Genomic DNA, 21,571 nt, shown 5'->3' with positions numbered 1-21,571 from the left:
ATTTACTTTTGCAAATAATTGGCTTGTCAAAAGTTTTTTACAAGACTATTATGCCATTTTCCACTCATTTTTGCAAGGTAATCAAAAAAAGCAGAAAACCTGCTTTTCTTAATGAAATGGATTAAAAAATCGGCCCTGATTGACAAAGAAGAGAAGAATAATCATCGCCACTCCTAAAAGCGCAAGCAAGAGAACCAAGTAATCTCTAACATTTAAAGGTTGATAAGAATACCAACTTCTTTTCTTCTTTTTACCAAATCGTCTCAACTCCATAGCTGTAGAAATGGTATCAATTTGTTCTAAGCTGGAAAAAATTAAAGGGAGTAACAATTGAACATTTAATTTTATTCGCGAAAAAAGGCCTACTTTTTTTGATAAATCCATCCCTCTGGCCTGTCCAGCATTACGGATGGCTAAAAATTTTTCTTGCATATCAGGAATATAGCGCAGCGCTAAAGAAACCGAATAGGAGGAACGATAAGGCAGACCAATTTTATTTAAACTACTGGCAAATTGGCTCGGATTAGTAGTTAAGATAAAGAGTAAAGCGAGCGGAATGGTTGAAAAATACTTCAAGACGAGATTAAAAAGGTAAAAAAGTTCTTCTAAACTAAGAGGTCCCCAAAGGAATGTTTTTGAATCATAAAGTCGCGCGCCATATCCAGGGTCAAAAATAAATACAAAAACCAGATTTAAAAGCGCAAAAATTGCCGCAAATTGGGCAACCCTTTTTACTGATGAAAAAGGAATTTTAGAAAAATAAAATAAAACTACCGAAAATAAAGCAACAAAAGCCAGATATCTCGTATCATAAGTCACCATACTACTGATAGAAATTAATAGAAAGAAAAGGAGTTTTGCTGTTGCATTCAGTTGGTAAATAAAAGAATTTCCAGCTTGATAGCCTAGAACACTAAGTTGATTATTCATGCTTTAATCGCTCCTGATTCTGAAAATTGATGAACGCTTTTGTCAGTAAAACGGGATTGGTATCCGTTTGTCTGGCAAGTTGATAAAGGCTGGGTTGACTTAAATTGCCCATTTTTACAAAAGCTTCATTTTCTAAAATTTGATAAGGACTGCTGTCAGCAATAATTTTCCCGTCAGCAAAAACAAGGGTCCGGTCACTATATTCTGTAATTAAATACATATCGTGTGTAATCATAATCATTGTTAAATGAAGACGGCGGTTAAGTTCGTCAAGAAAATCCATGATTTCCCGATAAGATTGTAAATCCTGAGCAGCTGTTGGCTCGTCAAGGACTAAAATTTCAGGTTCTAGTATTAAAATACTAGCAATCGTTACTCTTTTTTTCTGACCATAACTCAAGGAAGAAATTGGCCAATTTCTAAAAGGATAAAGCCCACAAACTTTCAAAATTTCTTCAACTTTATCTTGAATCATTTTTTCATCAACATGACGGAGTCGTAAACCAGCTGCCACCTCATCACTGACAATATTTTGCGAAATCATCAGATTTGGATTTTGCATAATATAACCAATTTTTGCTGCGCGTTCAGAAATAGAATCAGCCATAATCGATTGCCCTCGGTATAAAATTTCGCCACTCGCTTCAACAAAATGACAGAGTGCATTGGCAAAGGTCGACTTACCAACTCCATTTTTCCCGACAATTGAAATTTTTTCTCCTTCTTGAACTTCTAAATTAATACCTTTTAGAACTTCATGTTGAGCAAAATTTACTGATAAATTTTTTACTGACAGAATATTATTTTTGCTGACAGCCTTGTCAGTAAATTTATAAGTGTCTAAAAAATCTGTCAGTAAATTTTTTGCTGACCGAACTTCCAAACTTTTTAGGTCAGAAAAATCTGTCAGTAATTTTGTAGCATTTGCAGCTTTTAATGCTGAGAGATAGAGGGGCTCGCGTAATGAATTTTCATTAAAAATTTCTGTTTTTAATAATTCAGCAGGACTTCCAGTTGCAACAATTTCGCCGTCGTTGACCACGACAATTTTATCAATGCCAAGCGGTAAAACTTCTTCGATTCGGTGTTCGATGATAAGCGTCGTGACTTCATTATTTTCATGAATATCCTTAATCAAAGCCATTGTTTCTAAGCAAGTTTGCGGGTCCAAATTGGCTAAAGGTTCATCAAAAAGTAAAATTGGCGATTCATCAATCAAAACACCAGCTAAAGAAACCCGCTGCTTTTGTCCGCCCGACAAATCTTGGGGGCGATGATTCAAGAGTTTATTTGTTTCTGTTTTGTCTGACCAATAGACCACTTTACTGACCAGTTCATCATGATTCAGACCATCATTTTCCAAAGCAAAAGCAATGTCCTCAGCAACGCTCAACCCAATAAACTGGCCATCAGTATCTTGTAAAATCGTCGACACCTTTTCAGATAATTCAGCAATTGAAGTCCCAAAAGGTAAACCAGCAATGGAGAGTTCCCCACTTGTTTCTCCTTTATGTAAATGAGGCAAAATCCCATTAAGACAAGATCCAATCGTTGATTTACCTGAACCAGAAGGACCGACAATCAGGACTTTTTCCCCAGGAAATATTTCCAAATTTATCTTTTTTAAAGTTGGATTTTTTTGTAAATCATATTTAAATGTAAAATCTTTGAAGGAAATTAAGGGTTCCATTTTTATCCTTTTCTTTATCCATGCACCTCGCACTCATACAAGCGCAAAAGCAGCAAATATTTGCTGCTTTTATTTTAGCATAGGCGGTGCTTTTTATTCTTTATCGAGTGAGCCAGATTTGGTTCTGGTAGCAGCATAGAGTTTGAGTAGTAAAGTCCCTGCTACGGCAATAGTCAATGCATTTACTAAACCAGCAACAATTCCTTGTGTGAAGACCTTATTTGCCGGTTCACTATAAACTAAAACATCTCCAATTGGCGCAATAATTCCCCAAACTACGACATTGGCTAAAAATTGAACAATATTAAAACGAATGATTTCTTTATTTCCAAAAATTCCTTGAGTCAAAGTTTCTCTTTTAACTCCAAAAGCTAGAAATAAGCCCATTAAACCTGAGCCTAAAACCCAAGTCCACCAAGGCGCACCATAGAGAAATGAATCTTTAAGGGCATGACCAATAAATCCAATCAAGAAACCAGCTAAAGGGCCAAATAAGGCTGAAAATAGGGCAAGGACCCCATATTGCAATTGAATACTTGTATTGGGAATGGGTGTAGGAATATTAATCAGCCAACCAATAATCACAAACAAAGCAGCCCCAATCCCAGTGGCAACAACAATTTTTACAGAGTTATTTTTCATTGTTTCTCCTTTTACTCTTCATTTAAGAGTGAAATCTATCTTTACTTTAGCGGTGTGAAGCCTTCTTCGCCAGCAAATCACCAATCAACTGAACGATCAACACAAACACTAAGATTAAAATTGTGGCTACCCATGTCACATCATTGGCAAAACGATTATACCCGTAGGCAATAGCTGTATTACCAAGACCCCCAGCACCGATTGCCCCAGCCATCGCGGTCAATCCTATCAAAGAGATTAGTGTAACAGTTGAAACACGAATCAAACTAGCCAACTCTTCACGAAGATAAACCGTAAAGACAATATCAAGAAAATCAGCACCAACAGTTTGAGCTGCTTCAACTTTTCCATGATCTACTGATTCTAGTGAGGCTTGAACTTGACGGGCATAAAAGGGAGCAACACCCAGTGCCAAAGGGACTAAAGCCGCCGTAGCCCCAATTTGTGTGCCAATTAATAGTTTTGTGAGGGGGGCAATTGCCGCAAGCAAGATAATGAAAGGAAAGGCGCGTCCAATTGACACAATCTTATCCAAAATCCAAAATATGGGACGATTAGGCGTTATTCCATCTTCAGCAGTGACCACTACGCCAATCCCAAAAATCAATCCTAACAAACCACCAATAATTGCCGAGATAAATGTCATATAGAGCGTTTGAACAATCGCTGTCCACCAGCCCGTTTCTCCCGTCCATCCAAGATAAACGACATTAGGAAATGTATGTGCAAACCATGCTGCCATTATTGTACCGCCTTTCCGATAGGTCCTAAAACTGTAAATTTCAATTGACGTTCAGCCAAATAGGCTTTGGCTTCATTGCGCTGTGTCACGGTCCCTTTGATTGTTAAAACTAATGAACCAAAAGGTTGGCCTTGTAATAACTCAACATTCCCATAAAAAATATTTGTCGTGACATCAAATTTTTTGGTGATGTCAGAAATCACAGGGTCGGCTAGTTCTGAACCCGAATAGTCCAAATGAATGAGTTCTTCATCCTCAGCAAGTTGCGCCAACAACTCTGTTTTTGAGAGCCCGGCGATGAAGCGATTGACCGAACTTGTCGTTTCTATAAATTGTTTTGTCAAGGCTTCTTGAGGTTGAGCAAAAATATCAATTAGTGAATTTTGTTCAATGATTACCCCATTTTGCATCACTGCAACTTTGTTTGCAATCTCTTTGACTACCTGCATTTCATGGGTGATTAAAATAATCGTAATACCTAATTTTTCATGCAATGATTTGAGTAAATCGAGAATTTGATTTGTTGTTTTGGGGTCAAGCGCTGAGGTCCCTTCATCTGAAATCAGAATTTCAGGATCATTAGCAAGCGCACGCGCAATAGCCACACGCTGTTTTTGACCACCTGAAAGTTGAGCAGGATATTTGTCCGAGAGCTCTGCTAAATCAACAAGTTCTAGCAAATGAGCTACTTTTTCCTTCTTTTCTGCTTTGGTCAGATAACGTTTTTTTCCATTTTTATCTTCGATTTGCGTATGTTGGAGCGCGAAGCCAACATTATCAAAGACTGTTTTTTCACTCAATAGATTAAAATGTTGGAAAATCATCCCAATTTTTTGCCGAAATTCGCGGAGGCGCTGCCCTGTAAATTTAACGGGATGTTCACTATCAAAAATAGTTTCTCCATTCACGACAATTTGTCCAGTGGTCGGCTTTTGCAAGAGGTTAATGGTACGAACCAAGGTCGATTTACCCGCACCAGAATAACCAATCACACCATAAATATCTCCTTTTTCCACATGCAAAGTGGCATCTTTAACCGCTGTAATCAACCGGCCTTTCTGATGAAATTGCACAGAAAGCTTGTTAAGTTCAATTATTGCTGTCATTTCTTCATTCCTTTATTTTTTATTCTCTGGCCCTACTGACAAAAGCATCAGTAATGCTGTGTCAGTACTGACAGAAAATCTCGTTGTTTTAACGAGAATTTTCCTAACTACAAGTTCAAATTCCAAGCAGGGACTTCACCGCCATCGGGATATTCTTTTTTAATCAACTTGGCGATATTTTCTTGTTGATAAGCTTTAACAACTGCCTTGTAAACTTTATTATTTTTATCCGCCTTATTAGCTGCAATAAAGTTAATCCACTGAGCAGAGTCCGCATTGAGAGGTTCAGTAAAAATAGAATATTTCTCAGAAATCTTTGCGGAAATAGCAAAATTATAGTTGATGACCGAAGCCGCTACCGAATCTAATGCTCTCGCTGTTTGCGCAGCATCAATCTCTTTGATGATAAGATGTTTTGGATTAGATTGAATGGATTTGACAGTGGCTAAGGCTCCCTTTGAGGTATCTAAGCCGATAAGCCCCGCATTTTTCAAGACATAGAGCGCACGACTCTCATTTGTCACATCGTTTGGAATAGCGATTGTACTTTGATCAGGAAGCTCAGCTACATTTTTATACTTTGTCGAATACAAATGAATCGGCGTTACAATTGTATCACCAATTGATACGATATTTCCATTGTTAGCTTTATTCCAGGATTTCAAGTAAGCATAATGTTGAAAAGCGTTCAGATCTACTTCATGACTCGCCAACGCTTTATTGGGTTGGTCACCATCCGTAAAATTAACAAACTTTAGTGTAATGCCTTCCTGTTCTTTGGCATTTTTTTGCACTTGTTTCCAAATAATATCTTCTTGCTTGCCGCCTGGCATCAAGCCAATTTTTACAACTTTATCCGTAGCTTGGTTTGTCCTTATTCTTTGCCTCAAAGCGAAAAAGCTGATCAGCAGGATGAGTACAACTACAATGGCAAAGCTAAGAACTAGTTTACGATTTCTTGGACGGTTCATTTTTCCCCTTCATCAATTACTGACCGCTCCGTCAGCTCTTTAGAGTTTCAAATTCCAGGCAGGCAATTCTCCGCCATCTGGATATTGTTCTTTGATTGCTTTTTCTGTCGCCTTTGAAGCATAAGCTTTGGCAACTTCTTTGTAAATTTTATTATTTTTTTCTTTGCTCGTCGCCGCAATAAAATTGATGTATTGGGCTGAGGTTTTATTAAGAGGCTCCATGTAAACTGACTCAGACTTCGGAAGACTCGCTGCTGAAGCATAGTTATAATTTACTACGGACAGGGCTACAGAATCTAAAGCACGTGGTGTCTGGCTCGCATCTACTTCTTTAAGTTTCAAGTTGTGCTCATTTTCTGTAATGTCGGGCAAACTGACTAATTTACTAGAGTCTGTGGTGTTCAACTTAATCAACCCCGCACTTTGTAATACAAAGAGCGCTCGACTTTCATTAGAAGGATCATTAGGAATGGCTACTGTCGCTCCATTTTCAACCTCAGCAAGTTTTTTGACCTGCTTAGAGTAAATGTGCATCGGAGTAATGTAGGTATTTCCAACAGCAACAATGTCACTTTTATGTGCTTTATTCCATGTTTTCACATAGTTGTAAGATTGGAAAGCATTAACATCTATATCGCCAGAGAGCAGCGCTTCATTGGGTTGATTGTAGTCAGTAAAATATACAAATTTAAGGGTCAAGCCGTAAGTATCCTGTGCTGTTTTAGCAACGGATTTCCAGACCGCTTGATCTTGTTTGTCCCCACTCATAATGCCAACTTTAACCGTTTGACCGGAAGCAGCAGATTTTTTTGCGGGATGCCAAAGTGTCACACCAGCCACGACCACAATAATCACTAAGGCAACCAGACCGATAATAAGATTACGTTTTTTTGGATTCATATTTTTCTCCTGATATGGATTTTTTTGAACTGACAGCTCTGTCAGTAACTTTCTTAGCGTCCGTCAGCCTTTCATTAGGAGCAAGAGCCCCTTTTTCAAAGGGACTCTTGTCAGTGAGGAGCGCTTGTGTTTAGTCGAGATCGAGACCCCAAGCTGCAATTTTACTTTTATCTGGGTAAGCTTTTTCAATCGCTTTTTTAGTTGCTTCAGTTTGATAAGCTTTCACTACATCCTTGTAAAGTTTGTTATCCACATCTTTTTTATTTGCCACAATGATATTAATCCATTGCTTACTATCTTTATTCACAGGCTCAGTGAAAATGGCTTGTTTTGACGTCAATTTCCCTGTCGTAGCAAAATCATCATTAATGACTGCTGCTGCTACTGAATCAAGCGCACGTGGTGTTTGCGCAGCATCCAATTCTTTAATCGCAAGATTTTTAGGATTAGAATTAATGTCTTTTACAGTTGCTAAACTGTCTCCTGAAACATCAAGCCCAATCAATCCTGCATTTTTTAAAACGTACAGCGCACGACTTTCATTAGAAGCATCATTGGGTACCGCAATAGTGTCGCCATCCTTAATCTCATTTAAAGAAGTTATTTTTTTAGAATAAATGCGAATTGGAGAGATAACGGTATTTCCGATGGCTTGTAAATTCCCTTTATTTGCTTTATTCCAAGCATTTAAGAAAGCGTAATGTTGGAAAGCATTTAAGTCTACATCACCATTTTTTAGAGCAGTGTTAGGCTGTGTGTAGTCAGTGAAATGCGTAAATTTGAGAGTAATATTGTACTTATCTTTCGCCGTTTTAGCCACCGTATTCCAGATGGTATCATCTTCTTTAGTTCCTGTCATAATCCCGATATTGACCGTTTTATCAGCTGCGGCTGTTTGTCCTGATTTGTGTGTCAGTCCAAAGAATGCAGCAACAGCAACGATAACAACGACAACGACAGCGATTAAAATATTTCGATTTCTTGGATTCATTTGGTTCTCCCTTATTCTTCTTTTCCCTTTTATTTGATAACAATAATAACTCATCCAGCCTAAGCGTGCACACTCAGGCTGGACTCGACAACTCAGTAAAACAAAAATAGCCCGTTCTTTAATAAGAAACGAGCTAAATCGTGGTACCATTCTTGATTCAAGCGCTTTGGCAAAGTCTGCTTCTTGACAATTGTTCAAAAAGAAGCGCCTCAACCAAAGGCTACTTTCAAGTTCAATAACGTGAACCACTCCGTTGAAAGCTCAGTATAACCTTACTTTCACTGCGTCTATCAAGCCATTTTCCTGGTTTCCGTTAGGCTTGCTCCCACCTCCACAAGCTCTCTGTGCTAACTTCCACCATTACTTACTTGACCGCGTTTTGCTGTCTGAATTTGTCTATGAAGTAATTTTAACAAAAAGTTGACCGCATTCGAATTACCATTTTTTTATGTCTCCTTAAATATTTTTTAAGGTTCAATTTTTTCTTACAAATTAATTGACTGCTTTTCCTAAGTATTTATGCTAAACTAGTAATTGTAAAAAATAAATATTTGCACAATGGGTCTACTGACAGAGCTGTCAGTAGCGAGAAATACCATCTGACCTGATCTGGGTAATGCCAGCGTAGGAATGTGTTAAGACAAACGTCTAATTTCTAACCCTCCTTTTGTGCGCATCAAAAAGGAGCTTTTTTTATGTCTAATTCTAAGTTCAATGTCCGTTTATTAACGGAAATTGCCTTCATGGCGGCACTCGCCTTCATCATCAGCCTTATTCCAAATACCGTTTACGGCTGGATCATTATCGAGATTGCCTGTATCCCTATACTCATCTTGAGCTTACGTCGTGGTTTTCTCGCTGGGGTTATCGGCGGGCTAGTCTGGGGGATTTTAGCAATGATTACCGGTCATGCTTACATCCTCACTCTCAGTCAAGCTGGTCTAGAATACCTTGTAGCGCCTCTTTCCCTAGGCTTAGCTGGACTTTTTCGGCCAAAAGCGCAATCCCTTCAGCTTTTTCCTCTTCTTAGTGGGGTATTTATAGCCGTTCTTGCCAAATACTTCTTTCATTTTCTTGCTGGAATTATCTTTTGGAGTCAATACGCGTGGAAAGGTTGGGGTGCTATCGCCTATTCGCTTGCAGTTAATGGAATCAGTGGCATTTTGACAGCAATAGCAGCCTGCATTATTCTCACTCTTTTCGTCAAAAAATTCCCCCAATTATTGTCCATCAGATAATTACTGACAGACGGGTCAGTAACCTTTCACTTACTTTTTTCCTTATCAGCTGCCACACTAAAAATTGTTGTTTTTTTAGACATGCGCTATAATACAGTTATGGCAAAAAAGCAAAAATTAAAAAAAACTTTAGTTGAACAAATACTGGATAAAGCAAAAATCGAACACACAGGACTAGCGATTAATGCTTTAGAGTCAAAAACTCTACCAGAGGGTGTGACACGGAGCGACATTTACAAAACATTAGCGCTCATAGGAGACAAGACAGGCCCAATCATCGGGGTTTTACCCTTAACTGAACATCTTTCAGAAAAAAAATTAGCCAAAATTTCTGGAAATAAAAAAGTAAGCATGATTCCCCAAAAAGATTTACAAAAAACAACGGGTTACATTCATGGTGCCAACAATCCCGTTGGAATTTGGCAAAATAAAAAATTCCCCATCTATCTTGACACGATCGCCTTGGAGCAGGACTATATTATCTGTTCTGCTGGAGAACTTGGACGTAGCATCAAGATAGCGCCTCAAGTCCTCGCAGATTTTGTCCATGCCCAGTTTGCTGAACTCCGTGAATAATTCTAATAAAAAAGCCCTAGGCTTTTTTTTACGCCTTTCAATTTGCAAAATACTCACTTTTTTAGTATATTTTATTTTATCTATAAAACAAAGGATACTGAAATGAAAAATTCTAATCTCTCATCACTCACAATGATCGCAATTGGGGCTGCTATCATTGCTGCACTCTCTCCTCTCTCCATTCCTATCGGAATCGTGCCCGTCACTCTTCAAACCCTTGCAATTGGACTAGTGGCTACTGTTCTTAAAGCTCGCGAAACTTTCCTCGCCGTTTTACTTTATCTTATTATGGGTTGCATTGGTATTCCTGTTTTTACCGGAGGAAGCTCTGGTATCGGTGTGCTCTTTGGCCCTACAGGAGGTTTCTTGGTTGCCTTCCTCTTAGTTGGCACCCTTATTTCTTGGGCGCTTCACAAAGTGAACTATCGACCTTTACTCTCGTTTACGATAAATATTCTCGGCCATAGCCTTATGCTCATCCTTGGAGCAATTTGGTTAAAGGTAGCTGCGCAACTCTCTTGGCCTGTCGCTTTTCAAACTGGTTTCATCGCCTTTTTACCTGTAGAAATCCTCAAAGCCATTCTAGTGACGAGCTTTGGTTTAGCCCTTGTTAACGCCCTCTCTCACACAAACAAATACTTTACAAACTAAGGCAAAACCGCTACAATTAAGCTATGTTTATAAAAGTCCTGATTGCGCTTTACCCCCTTCTTGTTTTCATCGCTTTAGTCTTTATTTTTAAATTTTTTAGACTTCGTCATCTGACCAATCGCAAACTAAAAATCCCCGATGTCTTCACCCTTTTTTTGATTTTTGGTATGCAAATTTTTTCCAAAAATATCACAAGTATTAGCATCCTTCCCTATTACCTCCTCATTATATCTGGCTTAGCTTTAGTCCTTCTACTACTTGATTTATTCTATTATAAACGTTTCAGTTATCGTCGCTTTTTAAAACTCTGGTGGCGCTTGACCTTCTTTATTACTTTGATTATTTATCTTATCCTTATTGTGATAACATTTACCCATTAAAAAACTGCCCGATTGTAATGAGCAGTTTTTTTATTCAAATTGTTCTCGATACAAAGACGCATAGTTTTCATTTTTTAACAGATTTTCATGAGAATCAAACCCTAAAACCTTGCCTTTATCTAAGTAGATAACTTTATCAGATAATTTGACTGAAGTCATTCGATGAGTAATCCAAATTACTGTTGCTCCAGCAGACAGCTCCATCAATTTTTGATAGAGTTGTTTTTCACTGTGCACATCAAGTGCACTATTAGCCTCATCAAAAAGATACAGTTCCACATTATTTTTATAAAAAGCTCTAGCAATTGCTAACTTCTGCCATTGTCCTCCTGACAAATCAGTTCCACCAAACTCCTTGCCCAATTGAAGTTCTGAATTCAAATCAGGCAATCCTGAAAATTGTAAAGCTTCATCAACTCCTGTTTTCTCTTCAAAACTAATAGAATCTCCGACAGAAAATTTAAATCTTGAAAAATCCTGAAATACAGGAGAAATTTTTGCCCAGTAGTCTTCATGCTTTATTTCTCTTAAATCTTCATTATTAATTAAAATCTGACCACTTGTCGGAGTAAATAAATCAGCTAATAATTTCAATAAGGTTGATTTCCCGGAACCATTCTGACCTACAATAGCGATTTTTTCCCCCTTTTTAATCCCAAGAGAAATACTTTTAAGAACTTTTTGATTTTCTTTTGGATAGGCAAAGGATACATTATCTAAACTAATTTGATTGATTTCAGTAATACTTTTATAGCCGGATTCAGTGAATGACTTTCTCATCAATTTAAGATATTTCTCCAACCACATCAAAGTATCATAAAGCAGGTCAGATTCCTCTACTAGGCCATTCGAGGCCGAAATTGCTGCAACCAAACTTGAAGCAAAACCAACGACAATTCCAAGAGATAATTTACCTGAACGAACTTGAAATACAAGATAAATAAAAGCGAACATTGATACAAGTGAACTTATAATAATAAAAATCAAAGCAATTCCAAATTGTCGCATACGTATCCGATTTTCTTCCTTATGTACCGTGTAAAAGAGTTTCCAATACCGTTTCTTCAAAAAATAAAAAACATTGAAAAGACGACTCTCTTTAGCATAATCACGATTTAAGGCAATTTCTAGTAGATAATTCATCTTACGTGCTTCTGGTCGCCTTGTTACCAAAGTTTCAAAAGCCTCCTGTTGAATTCGATAATGAATTAAACTTTGAGGTACTAAAACAATCACGATTGCTAAAGGTAACCACCAAGTATAGTTAAAAAGTAAAACAAGCAAAGAAAGTAAAGAAATAATATAACGAACATTGGAAAGCGTGAAAACAATTAAATTTACTGGTCGCCAAGAAAGTTCACTCCTAACTGTTTCCACATCATTATAGAATTCATCATTTTCAAAAACTTCCAATGACTTGATTTCACTTGCTTTATCTATTAATTTTTGATTAATGTTTGCAATCAAGACGTCCGTCAAATAACCTGAAATAGCCGTTGTCGCTGGCGGAATAATATTTGAGATCAAAAGCAAAACTGCCCAAAAAATTCCCCAACTCATCGAAAAAACCGAACCTTTAGCCAGTTCGGTTGTTACTTTTTGAATAGAAAAAATAATCCCTGTCGGAACAAGTGCTTCAATCGGAACCAAAATAACAAGCACAAAAGTCCCCCACCTACTCGCATTAGAAAAAGTTTTCAATCCCTCAAAAAGCAACAAAAAATACGATTTAAATTTTCTCATATCATCTCCAGTTTCATCTAAAAATTTAATAAATGTAATTTCCCTTATCCGCTCTATCCACAAAATAAAATCCAACCAATAATACAATAAACATCAAAAAAGCAGAGCATAAATAAATCCAATTACCAGAAAGTCTGTCAAACAAAAAACCATAAAACATTAAACCAAGCGGGGAAAGAATTTGTGCCGAAGTATCAATAATTGAAAATGCTCTCCCTTGAATATTTTCTGGAATATTATTTTGTGCGAAGGTCATCATTGGTATCCTTGAAAAACCCAGTCCCAAGCCTATCAATAACATGAGAAGAGCAAGAGCACCAACCGCAAAAATCATCTGTTTCATCAAAAAACTCAACACAATCCCAAAAGAAAACAAAACACAAGCACAGGAAAAATAGGAAATTTTCAATAATTTAAAAAGTTTAATTTGGGGTAATTTTTGTACTAAAAAACTGCTCAAAATAATTCCCAAAGGGAAACAAAGCTGAACTATACCAAGAATCATTGTATTTCCTTGATAATTTTTATTTAAAACAAAAGGAATTCCAACATTGATAGCTCCCAATAAAAAATTGAGAACAATCATAATAGAAACAATTATCAATACCAGATACTTATTTCTCAAAACTTGTAAAACTTTTTTATAAGAAGGGCCTACAGCTTTAGATTCTTTTCCTCCAGAGTTTTCTTCGTTCTTAGTATGAGCATTTTTGAAGCTGAGTTGAACGACCAAAAAAATGACAATACCTTCACAAATTAATTCGACCCAAGAAAATTTTTTAACCGAAATAAAAGTAAGAATAAATCCAGCAACTGCTGGAGATATAATGGCAAACAAAGCGCCAATCCCTTGCTCAATTCCATTTATCTTTGACATTTCAGTCTTATCAGTAGATATTGCTTTTACAGAAGCGTACATCGTAATTGAAAACAATAAATCTCCCAAATCAAGACCAATAGAAAAAATAATGTAAACAATTAAACTATGAAAAGGTTGCAAAATGAAAATTAACAAAACGAAGATACTAAATCCCTGAGCAACCAAAAGTAAGTATTTGTGATTATACTTATCAACAATTATTCCAATTAAAGGCATGCTAATAAGCATCACCAAAGAAGATGTTGTAGATAGCAAAGCAAATTGTGCAGCCTGATGTGTTTGTCTTAAAACTGTCCACGAGATCATAAAAGTTAAAGTTCCACTCGCTAAATTTCCAAAAAGGAACATCAAAAAAATAGTTGGCAGTTTATTTTTTACAAAAAAAGTTTTCATAATTTTTCCTAGTTTTCATTTGACTCAATTAATTTTATTCAAGAGGAATATTTCTCATTGTTAGATTAAATAAATTTATTTCAAGCAACCGGTCTTCTTTGTCTAGACCAAGTATATGATTAATAATACTACGAGCACTTAAACTACCCAAAAGTTGAGAATCTATAATGACTCCTCTGTTACTTGATAACTGATATTTCTTTTTGGAACTTCCCCAATTACTTCTCATAAAATTTTCAAATTTACCAAAGTCATTCGATACTTTAAAAATATAATCGTTATCATCCGCATATCCTGTAGAAAGATAAACTCCATCATATTGTCGAGCAAATTTAATAAATTGAATATCTAATTCTTCATTTTTGACATCTGCACAATCAACCATAAAATCAGAGCGATAATATTGATAATTATCTTTAAATTCTTTTTCATTTTTTATAAAATTATCACTAATTTCAATATTAAATTCTCCAATATTAAGCATTTCTAAATAGTTTTTTACTACCCTAACCTTTTTTAACCCGATATCTTCTTTCTGATAAATCGATTGTGCAATGATATTCTTCTCCTCTACAATATCCGAATCAATAAGCAAAAAATTTTTAACTCCCATTTTTGCCAAGTTATCGACAATTGCCGTTCCAACTGTACCACATCCCCATATCATTACCTTTATTTTGCTAATCTCTTCTAAACTTTTTCCCCCATAACAATCATAAAAGTTATTAAGCCTCTCAAAAGATTTTAAAATTGCTTTATCCTCTTTGAGAACATTTAATTTTAAAAGAACTTTTTTTAATGCTATCATTTCGTTCATAGGCAAAATATCTTGTGGTATTTCTTCCAGTTCCCGTGGTATCTGATACCATTCTATTATTTTTAACCATATCTGCTTATTATATCGAACAATCTTTTTATGATTTCCATCATAAAATGAAAGCCCCTCATCTGAGATTTCAATGAATTTTGACCGATTTATTACTATCATTATTTTAAAAATAGCCAAAAGGTTTAATCTTATGGCTACTTATTCTCCTCATTTATATTGGAAATCTATTTTGCAATAACACAAATATTAACTTCTGTTCCTTCTGCGTTGACGATAATAATATCTGACATAATATCTTCAATAATTTTTTCTTCCATCTTTCTTCTCCTTTCCTTTAATATTAAAAACTATTTATTCTTACCTGCATTGGACTCACCTTCTTTCAATATATAAAACTAAAAAACTTTAATTTACTGAAAATTATGAAATTATTATATAATATTATTAATATTAAAGTCAATGCTTTAACCAAAAAAAAATAATCATATATGAACATATGGAGAAGATTATGGATACTAACTTAGGAAGAACATTTAGAAGGCTGAGAAAGTTAAAAAATATGGAAATTAAAGAAGTGGCTAGGGAAGATATTTCTTATGCCCAAATTTCCAAATTTGAAAGAGGCCAGACAGACATGACGCTTACAAAGTTTCTTAGTAGTCTTGAGGCAATCAATGTCACCCTTGAGGAATTTTATCATGAAGCCTATTTTTCTAACTTACCTAAAGGTTCTCTTTTTAATTATGACTTTTGTCAAAAATTTGAGATTAAAGATAAAGAAAAACTTCAACAACTCCTAAAAATAGAGGCTGACTTGCTTACGCTTCACCCTAGTATAAAACGTTACAAACTCAATATTATCCAAATCAAATCCCAACTTCATCTGATTGACCCTAATATGCAAGTAAATAAAAAAGACATTCTCTATCTAAAAGAATATCTGCTTTCAATTAATAAATTCTGTGCCTATGAACTTAGTCTTTATAACTCTTGTCTTCATCTACTTGATAATAAAACATTAGATCAATTAATTCGAAAAATTATATCTAGCGAAAATGGATACTATCTAAATCCTAAAATTCTTAAGATAATTCTTCGCCTTATCCCCATATTTATAGAAAATAATTTTTTAGATTCTCTCCCTCTGCTTTTTACATATCTTGAGTCACATACTAAGAGTGATTTATTTTTTTATGAGAAAGTAACTATGGTCTATTTGAAAGCATTATATGATTTAAAAATAAACCCTGAAAATCATGAGGCTTCTTCTCTTTTAAATTCTTATGCCGAGGTCTTTAAACTTTTCAACACTCTTGAGTCTGAGCATTAATAAAGAAAAAAGCCCTGAAATCTCAGGGTTTTTTTCTTTATTTATTTCCTAATTCTTTTAAGAGAACAGCAAATTCTTCTTCAGATAAAGTAATTCCTTTACCCATTTTCTCATGATCAGGTGACCAAGTTCGAATATCGTATTTTGGTTCGGCATCATTCCAAGAAACTCGATTTAATTCTTTACGCCAACCTTTTGCATTTTCAGAAAGAACAATCAGTTCTTCAATGATTTCAAATTTTAACTTATCGGCCATCTACTTTCCTCTCTCTTTAAGTTATACGATTTTTATTCGCTTTTGTCACGCTTCAATCAATTGAATATCTACCCCAACAGCAGTCAATTTTTCGATGATATGATCATAACCCCGCAAGATAAATTCAATGTTAGAAATTTGTGTCGTTCCTTTAGCAATTGCGCCTGCTGTAACCAAAGCAGCCCCGGCACGTAAATCAGTTGCTTTAACGCACGCACCAGTTAACTCATTAGGTGCTTCATAGAGAATTCGATCATCTAGCACGGAAATATCTGCACCCATTCGTGCAAGTTCAGGGACATGATTTACTCGTTTTTCATATATTGTATCAACAATCCAGCCCCGGCCTTTTGTTTGCAATAAAAGAGGGGTGATTGGTTGTTGCAAGTCAGTTGCAAAACCAGGATAAGGAACCGACGTGATATTTACAGCTTTTAAGTTTTCAGATTTGTGCACTTCAATACTATCTTGACGAATAGTCAAGCGAACACCCATTTCTTCAAGTTTTGCAATAAAAGATTCCAAATGTTCGTAAATCACATTTTCAATAACTACACCATCACCTATTGCAGCCGCTAAAGCCAAATAAGTCCCCGCTTCAATCCGATCTGGAATGACTGTATGCCGAGCACCATGCATTTCCTCTGTCCCTGTAATTCGGATAATATCTGTACCCGCTCCACGGACTTGAGCACCCATATTATTGAGCAAAGTCGCAACATCAATAATTTCAGGTTCACGAGCAGCATTCTCAATGATAGTCACTCCTTTAGCACGACTCGCAGCAAGCATGGTATTAATTGTCGCCCCTACTGATACGACATCCATGTAGATTGTCGTCCCAATCAGTGAGTCTCCGATTACTTCCAAATGCTCTGCTTCTTCTTCTTGAATCTTCCTAGCCCCCAAAGCTTTAAAGGCTTTATCATGTAAGTCTGTAGGACGTGGTCCTAAGTCACAGCCGCCTGGAAGACCAACCGTTGCTTGTCCAAAGCGTCCTAAAAGAGCCCCATTGAAATAATAAGAAGCACGTAAAGAGTTAATTTTCCCGTAAGGAAGTGGACGAGATACCACGCTACGTGTGTCAATCACAAGTCGTCCTTCTTCAAAATTACGTTCAATTTTGGCTCCCATGATTTCCATAATTTCAACTAAACTTGCAACATCAGAAATGTCTGGTACACCCTCTAGTGTCACAATATCATTAGCTAAGATGGTCGCAGGAATTAATGCAACCACTGAATTTTTTGCCCCGGAGATTGAGATAGTCCCCGAAATCCGCTTGCCACCATTTATGACTATTTTTTTCATCGTATATTAAATCGCTTTTCATCTTTTCTTAATCTTAAAAAAGTTACATTTTAAGAACCGACATCTATTTTAACATTTTATATGTGTTTTTCCTAGACTTTTTTACCCAAAGAAAACCCACAACCAAAAATTTTAGTTGCGGGTTATTAAATCTTTATTATATAGATGATCCTATTTATTCAAAAACAAATTGATTATGATAGAGCTCAGAGTAGAAGCCACCTTGTGCGACAAGTTCATGGTGATTTCCTTCTTCAATCACTTCACCATCTTTAAGGACAACAATCTTATCGGCATTAAGAATTGTTTTCAAGCGGTGAGCAATAACAAATGAAGTCCGGCCTGCGATAGCAGCTTCCATCGCCCACTGAATTTGTTGCTCAGTAACCGTATCAACATTTGAAGTTGCTTCATCCAAAATCAAAAGTTCTGGATTTGTCAAAATCGTCCGTGCGATAGAAATTTGTTGCTTTTGACCAACTGAGAAGACTGATTCATCATCTGAGACATGCGTATTATAGCCGTCTGGCAAGCTTTCGATGAATTCATGAATGTGTGTGGTCTTCGCTACTGTTTCAATCTCTTCTTGGGTAGCATCTGGCTTACCAAACTTGATATTATCCGCAATCGTTCCATCAAAGAGAACAGATTCTTGCAAAACAATCCCGACGTTTGAGCGAAGGCTATCCAAATCGAACGCGCGAATATCAGTTCCATCAAACTTGATTGCTCCGCCATTAACATCGTAGAAGCGGTTCATTAAGTTCATCACGGTTGTCTTACCTGATCCGGTTGGACCTACAAGTGCCACCATTTGTCCTTGTTTAACATCAATATTAACATTGCGCAAGACAGGTTTGCCTGGTAAATATTCAAAGTCTAGATTTTCAATTTGAACCCCTTCTTTAATGGCTTCAAATTTCACACCATTTTCAGGGCGCACTTCTTCGGGCTCATCAAACATGACATTCAAGCGAGTAGCCCCTGTGATGGCCAACTGAAGTTGACCAAAGTTTGAAGAAACTTGCATGATTGGGTTATAATAACTTTGAACATATTGAACAAAGGCAACCAAAAGTCCTAAACCTGTTGCAATAGACATTTTGTCATCATTAAGGACATAAGCTGTACCACCAAAAATAACAATCGCGATTGACAAAAGTTGGAAACCATTCATCAATGGGAAAATCATACCAGACCATGCTTGGGCAGCAAAGGTACGTTTTTTAACATTTTCGTTATGACTCAAGAAGCCGTTGATAGAATCTTCTTGCAATCCTTCGACGATAATCGCTTTTTGCCCAGATATTTTTTCATCCATATAGGCGTTAAGTTGTGAAACTTCTTCTTGTTGTTTGTCTGTTGCTTTTTTCGATTGACGAATGATAATAACAGCAGATAAAATGGCAACTGGAGAAGCGGCAACTGTCAACCAAGCGAATGTCACATCTTTATTGAAGATTTGGATAATGACACCCACAAAGACCGCAGCATTTGAAATAACTGAAACGAGTGCTTGGTTTAAAGTATTTTGAATGTTATCCAAGTCAGATGTGAAACGAGCAAGGATATCACCATCTTGATGACGGTCAAAATATGAAATTGTCAAACGTTCAAGTTTACCAAACAAACCTTTACGCATGCGATTTGTTGAATGAGCAACGATACGGCTAAAGAGCAAGGTATAAATCAACATTGATACACCTGTTGCTACATAGACTGCAAGCAATTGCCACATTCCTTTCATGAATGTAGAAGTGCTGGCTGCATGTGAAGTTGCCACTGTTTTGAGTGTTTCTAAAGTTGTTCCTTTAGGAAGGTTCGCTGTGATTTGATCTTGTGCTGCTTGTGGCAAAGATTTCACAACTTCAGGAACATTGTGCCAATCTACTGTTTGGTGCATTTGTTGGCTTAGTTGTTGAGCAATTTGTTGTAGTGCATCTTGGGATTGACCAGCATGCTGATGTGTAAAGAAATCAGTCACATATTTAGTCAAATTAGTGATGGCATCTCCCAAAAGGGAAGGGGCTACAACTTGTAACCAAGTTGCCAAAATGATAAAAATCATAATGACAAGGAATTGGAGTTTGTATTTTCTGAGATAGAGGTAGAAAAAGCGAATGGCACGTGTGGTGTCAGACATTTTCTTTGTGGTTTTAGTATTCTCCATGTCTTAGTCCTCCTGTGCTTTCTGTGTGGCGTAGATTTCTTGGTAGACCGTGTTATTTTCAACCAATTCTTGGTGAGTTCCTTGCCCTACCAATTTTCCTTGGTCAAGCACGAGGATGTTATCCGCATGGACAACTGATGAAATCTTTTGAGCAATAATAATTGTTGTTGTATCTTTAAGTTCTTTATCCAAAGCCTCTTGGACCAATTTTTCAGATTTGGCATCCAAAGCTGATGTTGAGTCATCTAAAATTAAGACATTTGGATTTTTAACAACTCCACGTGTGATTGAAAGTCTTTGCTTTTGACCACCTGAGAAGTTATTTCCGCGTTCTTCAACTTCAGAATCATATTGACCATCTTTAGTTGTAATAAATTCTGCGGCTTGGGCGATGCGTGCAGCGCGATTCATTTCTTCATCAGTAGCATCGGCTTTCCCTTGTTTGATATTTCCAGCAATTGTTCCTGAGAAAAGGATGGCTTTTTGAAGAACGATAGAAATATTTTTCTTCAATGTGCCACGACTAACTGTTTTAAGATCTTTTCCACCAACTGAAACAGTACCTTCTGTGGGGTCAAAGAGTCTTGGAATCAATTGTGCCAATGTAGATTTACCAGCACCAGTCGCTCCAACAATCCCAACCATTTGACCTGGTTCAATTTCAAAGCTAATGTCTTTCAAAGTAGCTTCTTCATCATGTGGGTAAGCAAACGATACATGTTCAAACTTGACAGAGCCTGTGAGTACTTCATCTTTGGCGTTTTCGTCAAATTTCATAGCAGGGTCAGTATTTAATACTTCATTAATACGTCCAATAGAGACCATACCACGTGAAGCAAACATTGAAATCATACCACCCATGATAATAGCAAACATGATCATTCCCATGTAAGTCATGAATGTCGCAATCCCACCAATACTATCTTGCGCAACTGTTGGAGAATCTGTTACATAGGTAGAAACGAAATAGATGGCTAACCAAATAGCACCTTGTGCGATAACGGTAAAAAGAGGAATCATCGCTGAGAAAAGTTTCCCAACGGCCCAGTTATGACCATAAAGCTCATCTGAGGTCTTATCAAAATCTTCCATTTGATTTTTCTCTTGCACGAAAGATTTAACCACACGAGCACCGCGCAAGTTTTGTTTAGCAATGGCATTGATACGGTCCATCAACTTTTGGAAAGCCATAAAGTGAGGGCCCATGCGTCCCATCAAAACGGCTGTAACCAAAACAATCAATACAATTAAAAGAACAGTAATCCACCATAATTTCGGCATCGTCGTAATAGAAAGTACCACTGCCCCAATAAGTAAAACAGGGATACGCATCAAGATTTGGAAAACCATCATCATCAAGTTTTGAACTTGTGTCACGTCGTTGGTCATCCGAACAACAAGATTCCCGGCATTGAATTGTTCGATATTTTCGTATGAAAAAGTATTAATTTTTTTGTAGGTCGCTTCCCGGACATCGGCACCAATTTCTTGAGCGATACGTGCGGCACTCAAAGTACTTGCAATCGCAAAAATAATTCCGATTCCAGCGACGATAAGAAGTTCAATGCCGTACCCTTGGACTTTATCTGCCATTTGGTGGCGTGTCGAAGTGGTAGAGGACATTACGGTCATGATATGTTTCATGATTTGGGGCTGATACAGCTGTACTCCAGCATAAATGAAGGTTGAAAGAATTGAAAAAAGTGCAACCCACTTATGCTTCATGATTGATTTGAAGATCATAAAATTCCTTTCTTTTGGAAATGCAACAATACATTTACTTGAAATGATTTAAATTTCAGGTCCTGAAGTAGACCGTGGAAATTTTTAAAGCAAATCATT

Annotated in this window: 20 protein-coding genes and 1 riboswitch; of the genes, 5 read left to right on the top strand and 15 right to left on the bottom strand. The window is 36.7% G+C overall.

Going from position 1 to position 21,571, the window contains the following annotated elements; translation table 11 throughout:
- Window positions 1–108: 108 nt before the first annotated feature.
- The 8 genes from JW886_RS02590 to JW886_RS02555 all read right to left on the bottom strand — a co-directional run bounded on the left by JW886_RS02590 (window position 109) and on the right by JW886_RS02555 (window position 7,972).
- Window positions 109–930 carry an energy-coupling factor transporter transmembrane component T family protein gene (locus JW886_RS02590; protein WP_205872247.1) on the bottom strand — a complete coding sequence of 274 codons (822 nt, stop codon included), beginning with the start codon at window positions 928–930 and terminating at the stop codon, window positions 109–111.
- Window positions 923–2,620, bottom strand: coding sequence for an ABC transporter ATP-binding protein (locus tag JW886_RS02585; protein ID WP_205872246.1), 1,698 nt, complete (start codon window positions 2,618–2,620; stop codon window positions 923–925). The genes JW886_RS02590 and JW886_RS02585 overlap by 8 nt, the downstream gene beginning before the upstream one ends.
- Window positions 2,621–2,713: 93 nt before the next feature.
- Complete coding sequence (locus JW886_RS02580) at window positions 2,714–3,262, bottom strand: ECF-type riboflavin transporter substrate-binding protein (RefSeq protein ID WP_205872245.1); 549 nt, start codon at window positions 3,260–3,262, stop codon at window positions 2,714–2,716.
- 46 nt (window positions 3,263–3,308) lie between these two features.
- Entirely contained in the window at window positions 3,309–4,004 is a 696-nt protein-coding gene (locus JW886_RS02575) for a methionine ABC transporter permease (RefSeq protein WP_075524849.1), read from the bottom strand.
- The gene (locus JW886_RS02570) at window positions 4,004–5,110 is read right to left on the bottom strand and encodes a methionine ABC transporter ATP-binding protein (protein WP_205872244.1); all 1,107 of its coding nucleotides are present in this window, start codon (window positions 5,108–5,110) and stop codon (window positions 4,004–4,006) included. Before JW886_RS02570 ends, JW886_RS02575 begins: the two co-directional genes overlap by 1 nt.
- A gap of 107 nt (window positions 5,111–5,217) precedes the next feature.
- Window positions 5,218–6,081: a MetQ/NlpA family ABC transporter substrate-binding protein gene (locus tag JW886_RS02565; RefSeq protein ID WP_205872243.1), complete on the bottom strand. Its 864-nt coding sequence runs from the start codon at window positions 6,079–6,081 to the stop codon at window positions 5,218–5,220.
- A gap of 39 nt (window positions 6,082–6,120) precedes the next feature.
- Window positions 6,121–6,981: a MetQ/NlpA family ABC transporter substrate-binding protein gene (locus tag JW886_RS02560; RefSeq protein ID WP_205872242.1), complete on the bottom strand. Its 861-nt coding sequence runs from the start codon at window positions 6,979–6,981 to the stop codon at window positions 6,121–6,123.
- A 130-nt stretch (window positions 6,982–7,111) separates the two neighbouring features.
- Window positions 7,112–7,972 (bottom strand): MetQ/NlpA family ABC transporter substrate-binding protein, encoded by an 861-nt coding sequence (locus JW886_RS02555; protein WP_205872241.1) that lies wholly within the window; start codon window positions 7,970–7,972, stop codon window positions 7,112–7,114.
- A 548-nt stretch (window positions 7,973–8,520) separates the two neighbouring features.
- Window positions 8,521–8,620, top strand: a riboswitch (TPP riboswitch).
- 47 nt (window positions 8,621–8,667) lie between these two features.
- Here JW886_RS02555 and thiT point away from each other — a divergent pair.
- The 4 genes from thiT (at window position 8,668) to JW886_RS02535 (ending at window position 10,817) form a co-directional block, all read left to right on the top strand.
- Complete coding sequence (gene thiT / locus JW886_RS02550; RefSeq protein ID WP_205872240.1) at window positions 8,668–9,210, top strand: energy-coupled thiamine transporter ThiT; 543 nt, start codon at window positions 8,668–8,670, stop codon at window positions 9,208–9,210.
- Between the two features lie 99 nt (window positions 9,211–9,309).
- The gene (locus tag JW886_RS02545) at window positions 9,310–9,786 is read left to right on the top strand and encodes an aminoacyl-tRNA deacylase (RefSeq protein WP_200407039.1); all 477 of its coding nucleotides are present in this window, start codon (window positions 9,310–9,312) and stop codon (window positions 9,784–9,786) included.
- Window positions 9,787–9,888: 102 nt separating this feature from the next.
- A complete protein-coding gene (locus JW886_RS02540; RefSeq protein WP_075524855.1) occupies window positions 9,889–10,437 on the top strand; it encodes a biotin transporter BioY in 549 nt (182 codons plus the stop codon).
- 23 nt (window positions 10,438–10,460) lie between these two features.
- Complete coding sequence (locus JW886_RS02535; RefSeq protein ID WP_205872239.1) at window positions 10,461–10,817, top strand: DUF3397 domain-containing protein; 357 nt, start codon at window positions 10,461–10,463, stop codon at window positions 10,815–10,817.
- Window positions 10,818–10,847: 30 nt separating this feature from the next.
- On the opposite strand, the gene JW886_RS02530 is transcribed toward JW886_RS02535, so the two are convergent.
- The 3 genes from JW886_RS02530 to JW886_RS02520 are packed head-to-tail and all read right to left on the bottom strand — an operon-like array spanning window position 10,848 to window position 14,821.
- Entirely contained in the window at window positions 10,848–12,560 is a 1,713-nt protein-coding gene (locus tag JW886_RS02530; protein WP_205872238.1) for an ATP-binding cassette domain-containing protein, read from the bottom strand.
- Between the two features lie 25 nt (window positions 12,561–12,585).
- Window positions 12,586–13,833, bottom strand: a complete 1,248-nt coding sequence (locus JW886_RS02525; protein WP_075524858.1) for an MFS transporter — start codon at window positions 13,831–13,833, stop codon at window positions 12,586–12,588.
- Window positions 13,834–13,867: 34 nt separating this feature from the next.
- A complete protein-coding gene (locus JW886_RS02520; RefSeq protein WP_205872237.1) occupies window positions 13,868–14,821 on the bottom strand; it encodes a ThiF family adenylyltransferase in 954 nt (317 codons plus the stop codon).
- A 349-nt stretch (window positions 14,822–15,170) separates the two neighbouring features.
- Between JW886_RS02520 and JW886_RS02515 the strand changes: the two genes are divergently transcribed.
- The gene (locus JW886_RS02515) at window positions 15,171–15,992 is read left to right on the top strand and encodes a helix-turn-helix domain-containing protein (RefSeq protein ID WP_205872236.1); all 822 of its coding nucleotides are present in this window, start codon (window positions 15,171–15,173) and stop codon (window positions 15,990–15,992) included.
- Window positions 15,993–16,029: 37 nt separating this feature from the next.
- Here the strand turns inward: JW886_RS02515 and JW886_RS02510 are convergent, their stop codons facing one another.
- From JW886_RS02510 to lmrC, 4 genes are all read right to left on the bottom strand, one after another.
- Window positions 16,030–16,248: a YdbC family protein gene (locus tag JW886_RS02510; RefSeq protein ID WP_075524860.1), complete on the bottom strand. Its 219-nt coding sequence runs from the start codon at window positions 16,246–16,248 to the stop codon at window positions 16,030–16,032.
- Window positions 16,249–16,293: 45 nt separating this feature from the next.
- Window positions 16,294–17,559, bottom strand: coding sequence for a UDP-N-acetylglucosamine 1-carboxyvinyltransferase (locus tag JW886_RS02505; RefSeq protein WP_205872235.1), 1,266 nt, complete (start codon window positions 17,557–17,559; stop codon window positions 16,294–16,296).
- Between the two features lie 175 nt (window positions 17,560–17,734).
- Window positions 17,735–19,729 carry a multidrug efflux ABC transporter LmrCD subunit D gene (lmrD, locus tag JW886_RS02500; RefSeq protein ID WP_205872234.1) on the bottom strand — a complete coding sequence of 665 codons (1,995 nt, stop codon included), beginning with the start codon at window positions 19,727–19,729 and terminating at the stop codon, window positions 17,735–17,737.
- A gap of 3 nt (window positions 19,730–19,732) precedes the next feature.
- Window positions 19,733–21,454 (bottom strand): multidrug efflux ABC transporter LmrCD subunit C, encoded by a 1,722-nt coding sequence (lmrC, locus tag JW886_RS02495; RefSeq protein WP_205872233.1) that lies wholly within the window; start codon window positions 21,452–21,454, stop codon window positions 19,733–19,735.
- Window positions 21,455–21,571 lie beyond the last annotated feature (117 nt).

It is taken from the genome of Lactococcus taiwanensis (assembly GCF_017068355.1).
Taxonomy (GTDB): domain Bacteria; phylum Bacillota; class Bacilli; order Lactobacillales; family Streptococcaceae; genus Lactococcus; species Lactococcus taiwanensis.
This window is presented reverse-complemented; position numbering and strand designations above follow the sequence as displayed.

Coding starts and splice junctions, on each gene's coding strand:
- JW886_RS02530 (WP_205872238.1), bottom strand. CDS start 12,560: ATGAGAAAATTTAAATCGTATTTTTTGTTGCTTTTTGAGGGATTGAAA.
- JW886_RS02580 (WP_205872245.1), bottom strand. CDS start 3,262: ATGAAAAATAACTCTGTAAAAATTGTTGTTGCCACTGGGATTGGGGCT.
- JW886_RS02525 (WP_075524858.1), bottom strand. CDS start 13,833: ATGAAAACTTTTTTTGTAAAAAATAAACTGCCAACTATTTTTTTGATG.
- JW886_RS02585 (WP_205872246.1), bottom strand. CDS start 2,620: ATGGAACCCTTAATTTCCTTCAAAGATTTTACATTTAAATATGATTTA.
- JW886_RS02590 (WP_205872247.1), bottom strand. CDS start 930: ATGAATAATCAACTTAGTGTTCTAGGCTATCAAGCTGGAAATTCTTTT.
- JW886_RS02535 (WP_205872239.1), top strand. CDS start 10,461: ATGTTTATAAAAGTCCTGATTGCGCTTTACCCCCTTCTTGTTTTCATC.
- JW886_RS02540 (WP_075524855.1), top strand. CDS start 9,889: ATGAAAAATTCTAATCTCTCATCACTCACAATGATCGCAATTGGGGCT.
- JW886_RS02555 (WP_205872241.1), bottom strand. CDS start 7,972: ATGAATCCAAGAAATCGAAATATTTTAATCGCTGTCGTTGTCGTTGTT.
- JW886_RS02575 (WP_075524849.1), bottom strand. CDS start 4,004: ATGGCAGCATGGTTTGCACATACATTTCCTAATGTCGTTTATCTTGGA.
- JW886_RS02565 (WP_205872243.1), bottom strand. CDS start 6,081: ATGAACCGTCCAAGAAATCGTAAACTAGTTCTTAGCTTTGCCATTGTA.
- JW886_RS02515 (WP_205872236.1), top strand. CDS start 15,171: ATGGATACTAACTTAGGAAGAACATTTAGAAGGCTGAGAAAGTTAAAA.
- lmrD (WP_205872234.1), bottom strand. CDS start 19,729: ATGGAGAATACTAAAACCACAAAGAAAATGTCTGACACCACACGTGCC.
- lmrC (WP_205872233.1), bottom strand. CDS start 21,454: ATGAAGCATAAGTGGGTTGCACTTTTTTCAATTCTTTCAACCTTCATT.
- JW886_RS02510 (WP_075524860.1), bottom strand. CDS start 16,248: ATGGCCGATAAGTTAAAATTTGAAATCATTGAAGAACTGATTGTTCTT.
- JW886_RS02520 (WP_205872237.1), bottom strand. CDS start 14,821: ATGATAGTAATAAATCGGTCAAAATTCATTGAAATCTCAGATGAGGGG.
- JW886_RS02560 (WP_205872242.1), bottom strand. CDS start 6,981: ATGAATCCAAAAAAACGTAATCTTATTATCGGTCTGGTTGCCTTAGTG.
- thiT (WP_205872240.1), top strand. CDS start 8,668: ATGTCTAATTCTAAGTTCAATGTCCGTTTATTAACGGAAATTGCCTTC.
- JW886_RS02570 (WP_205872244.1), bottom strand. CDS start 5,110: ATGACAGCAATAATTGAACTTAACAAGCTTTCTGTGCAATTTCATCAG.
- JW886_RS02545 (WP_200407039.1), top strand. CDS start 9,310: ATGGCAAAAAAGCAAAAATTAAAAAAAACTTTAGTTGAACAAATACTG.
- JW886_RS02505 (WP_205872235.1), bottom strand. CDS start 17,559: ATGAAAAAAATAGTCATAAATGGTGGCAAGCGGATTTCGGGGACTATC.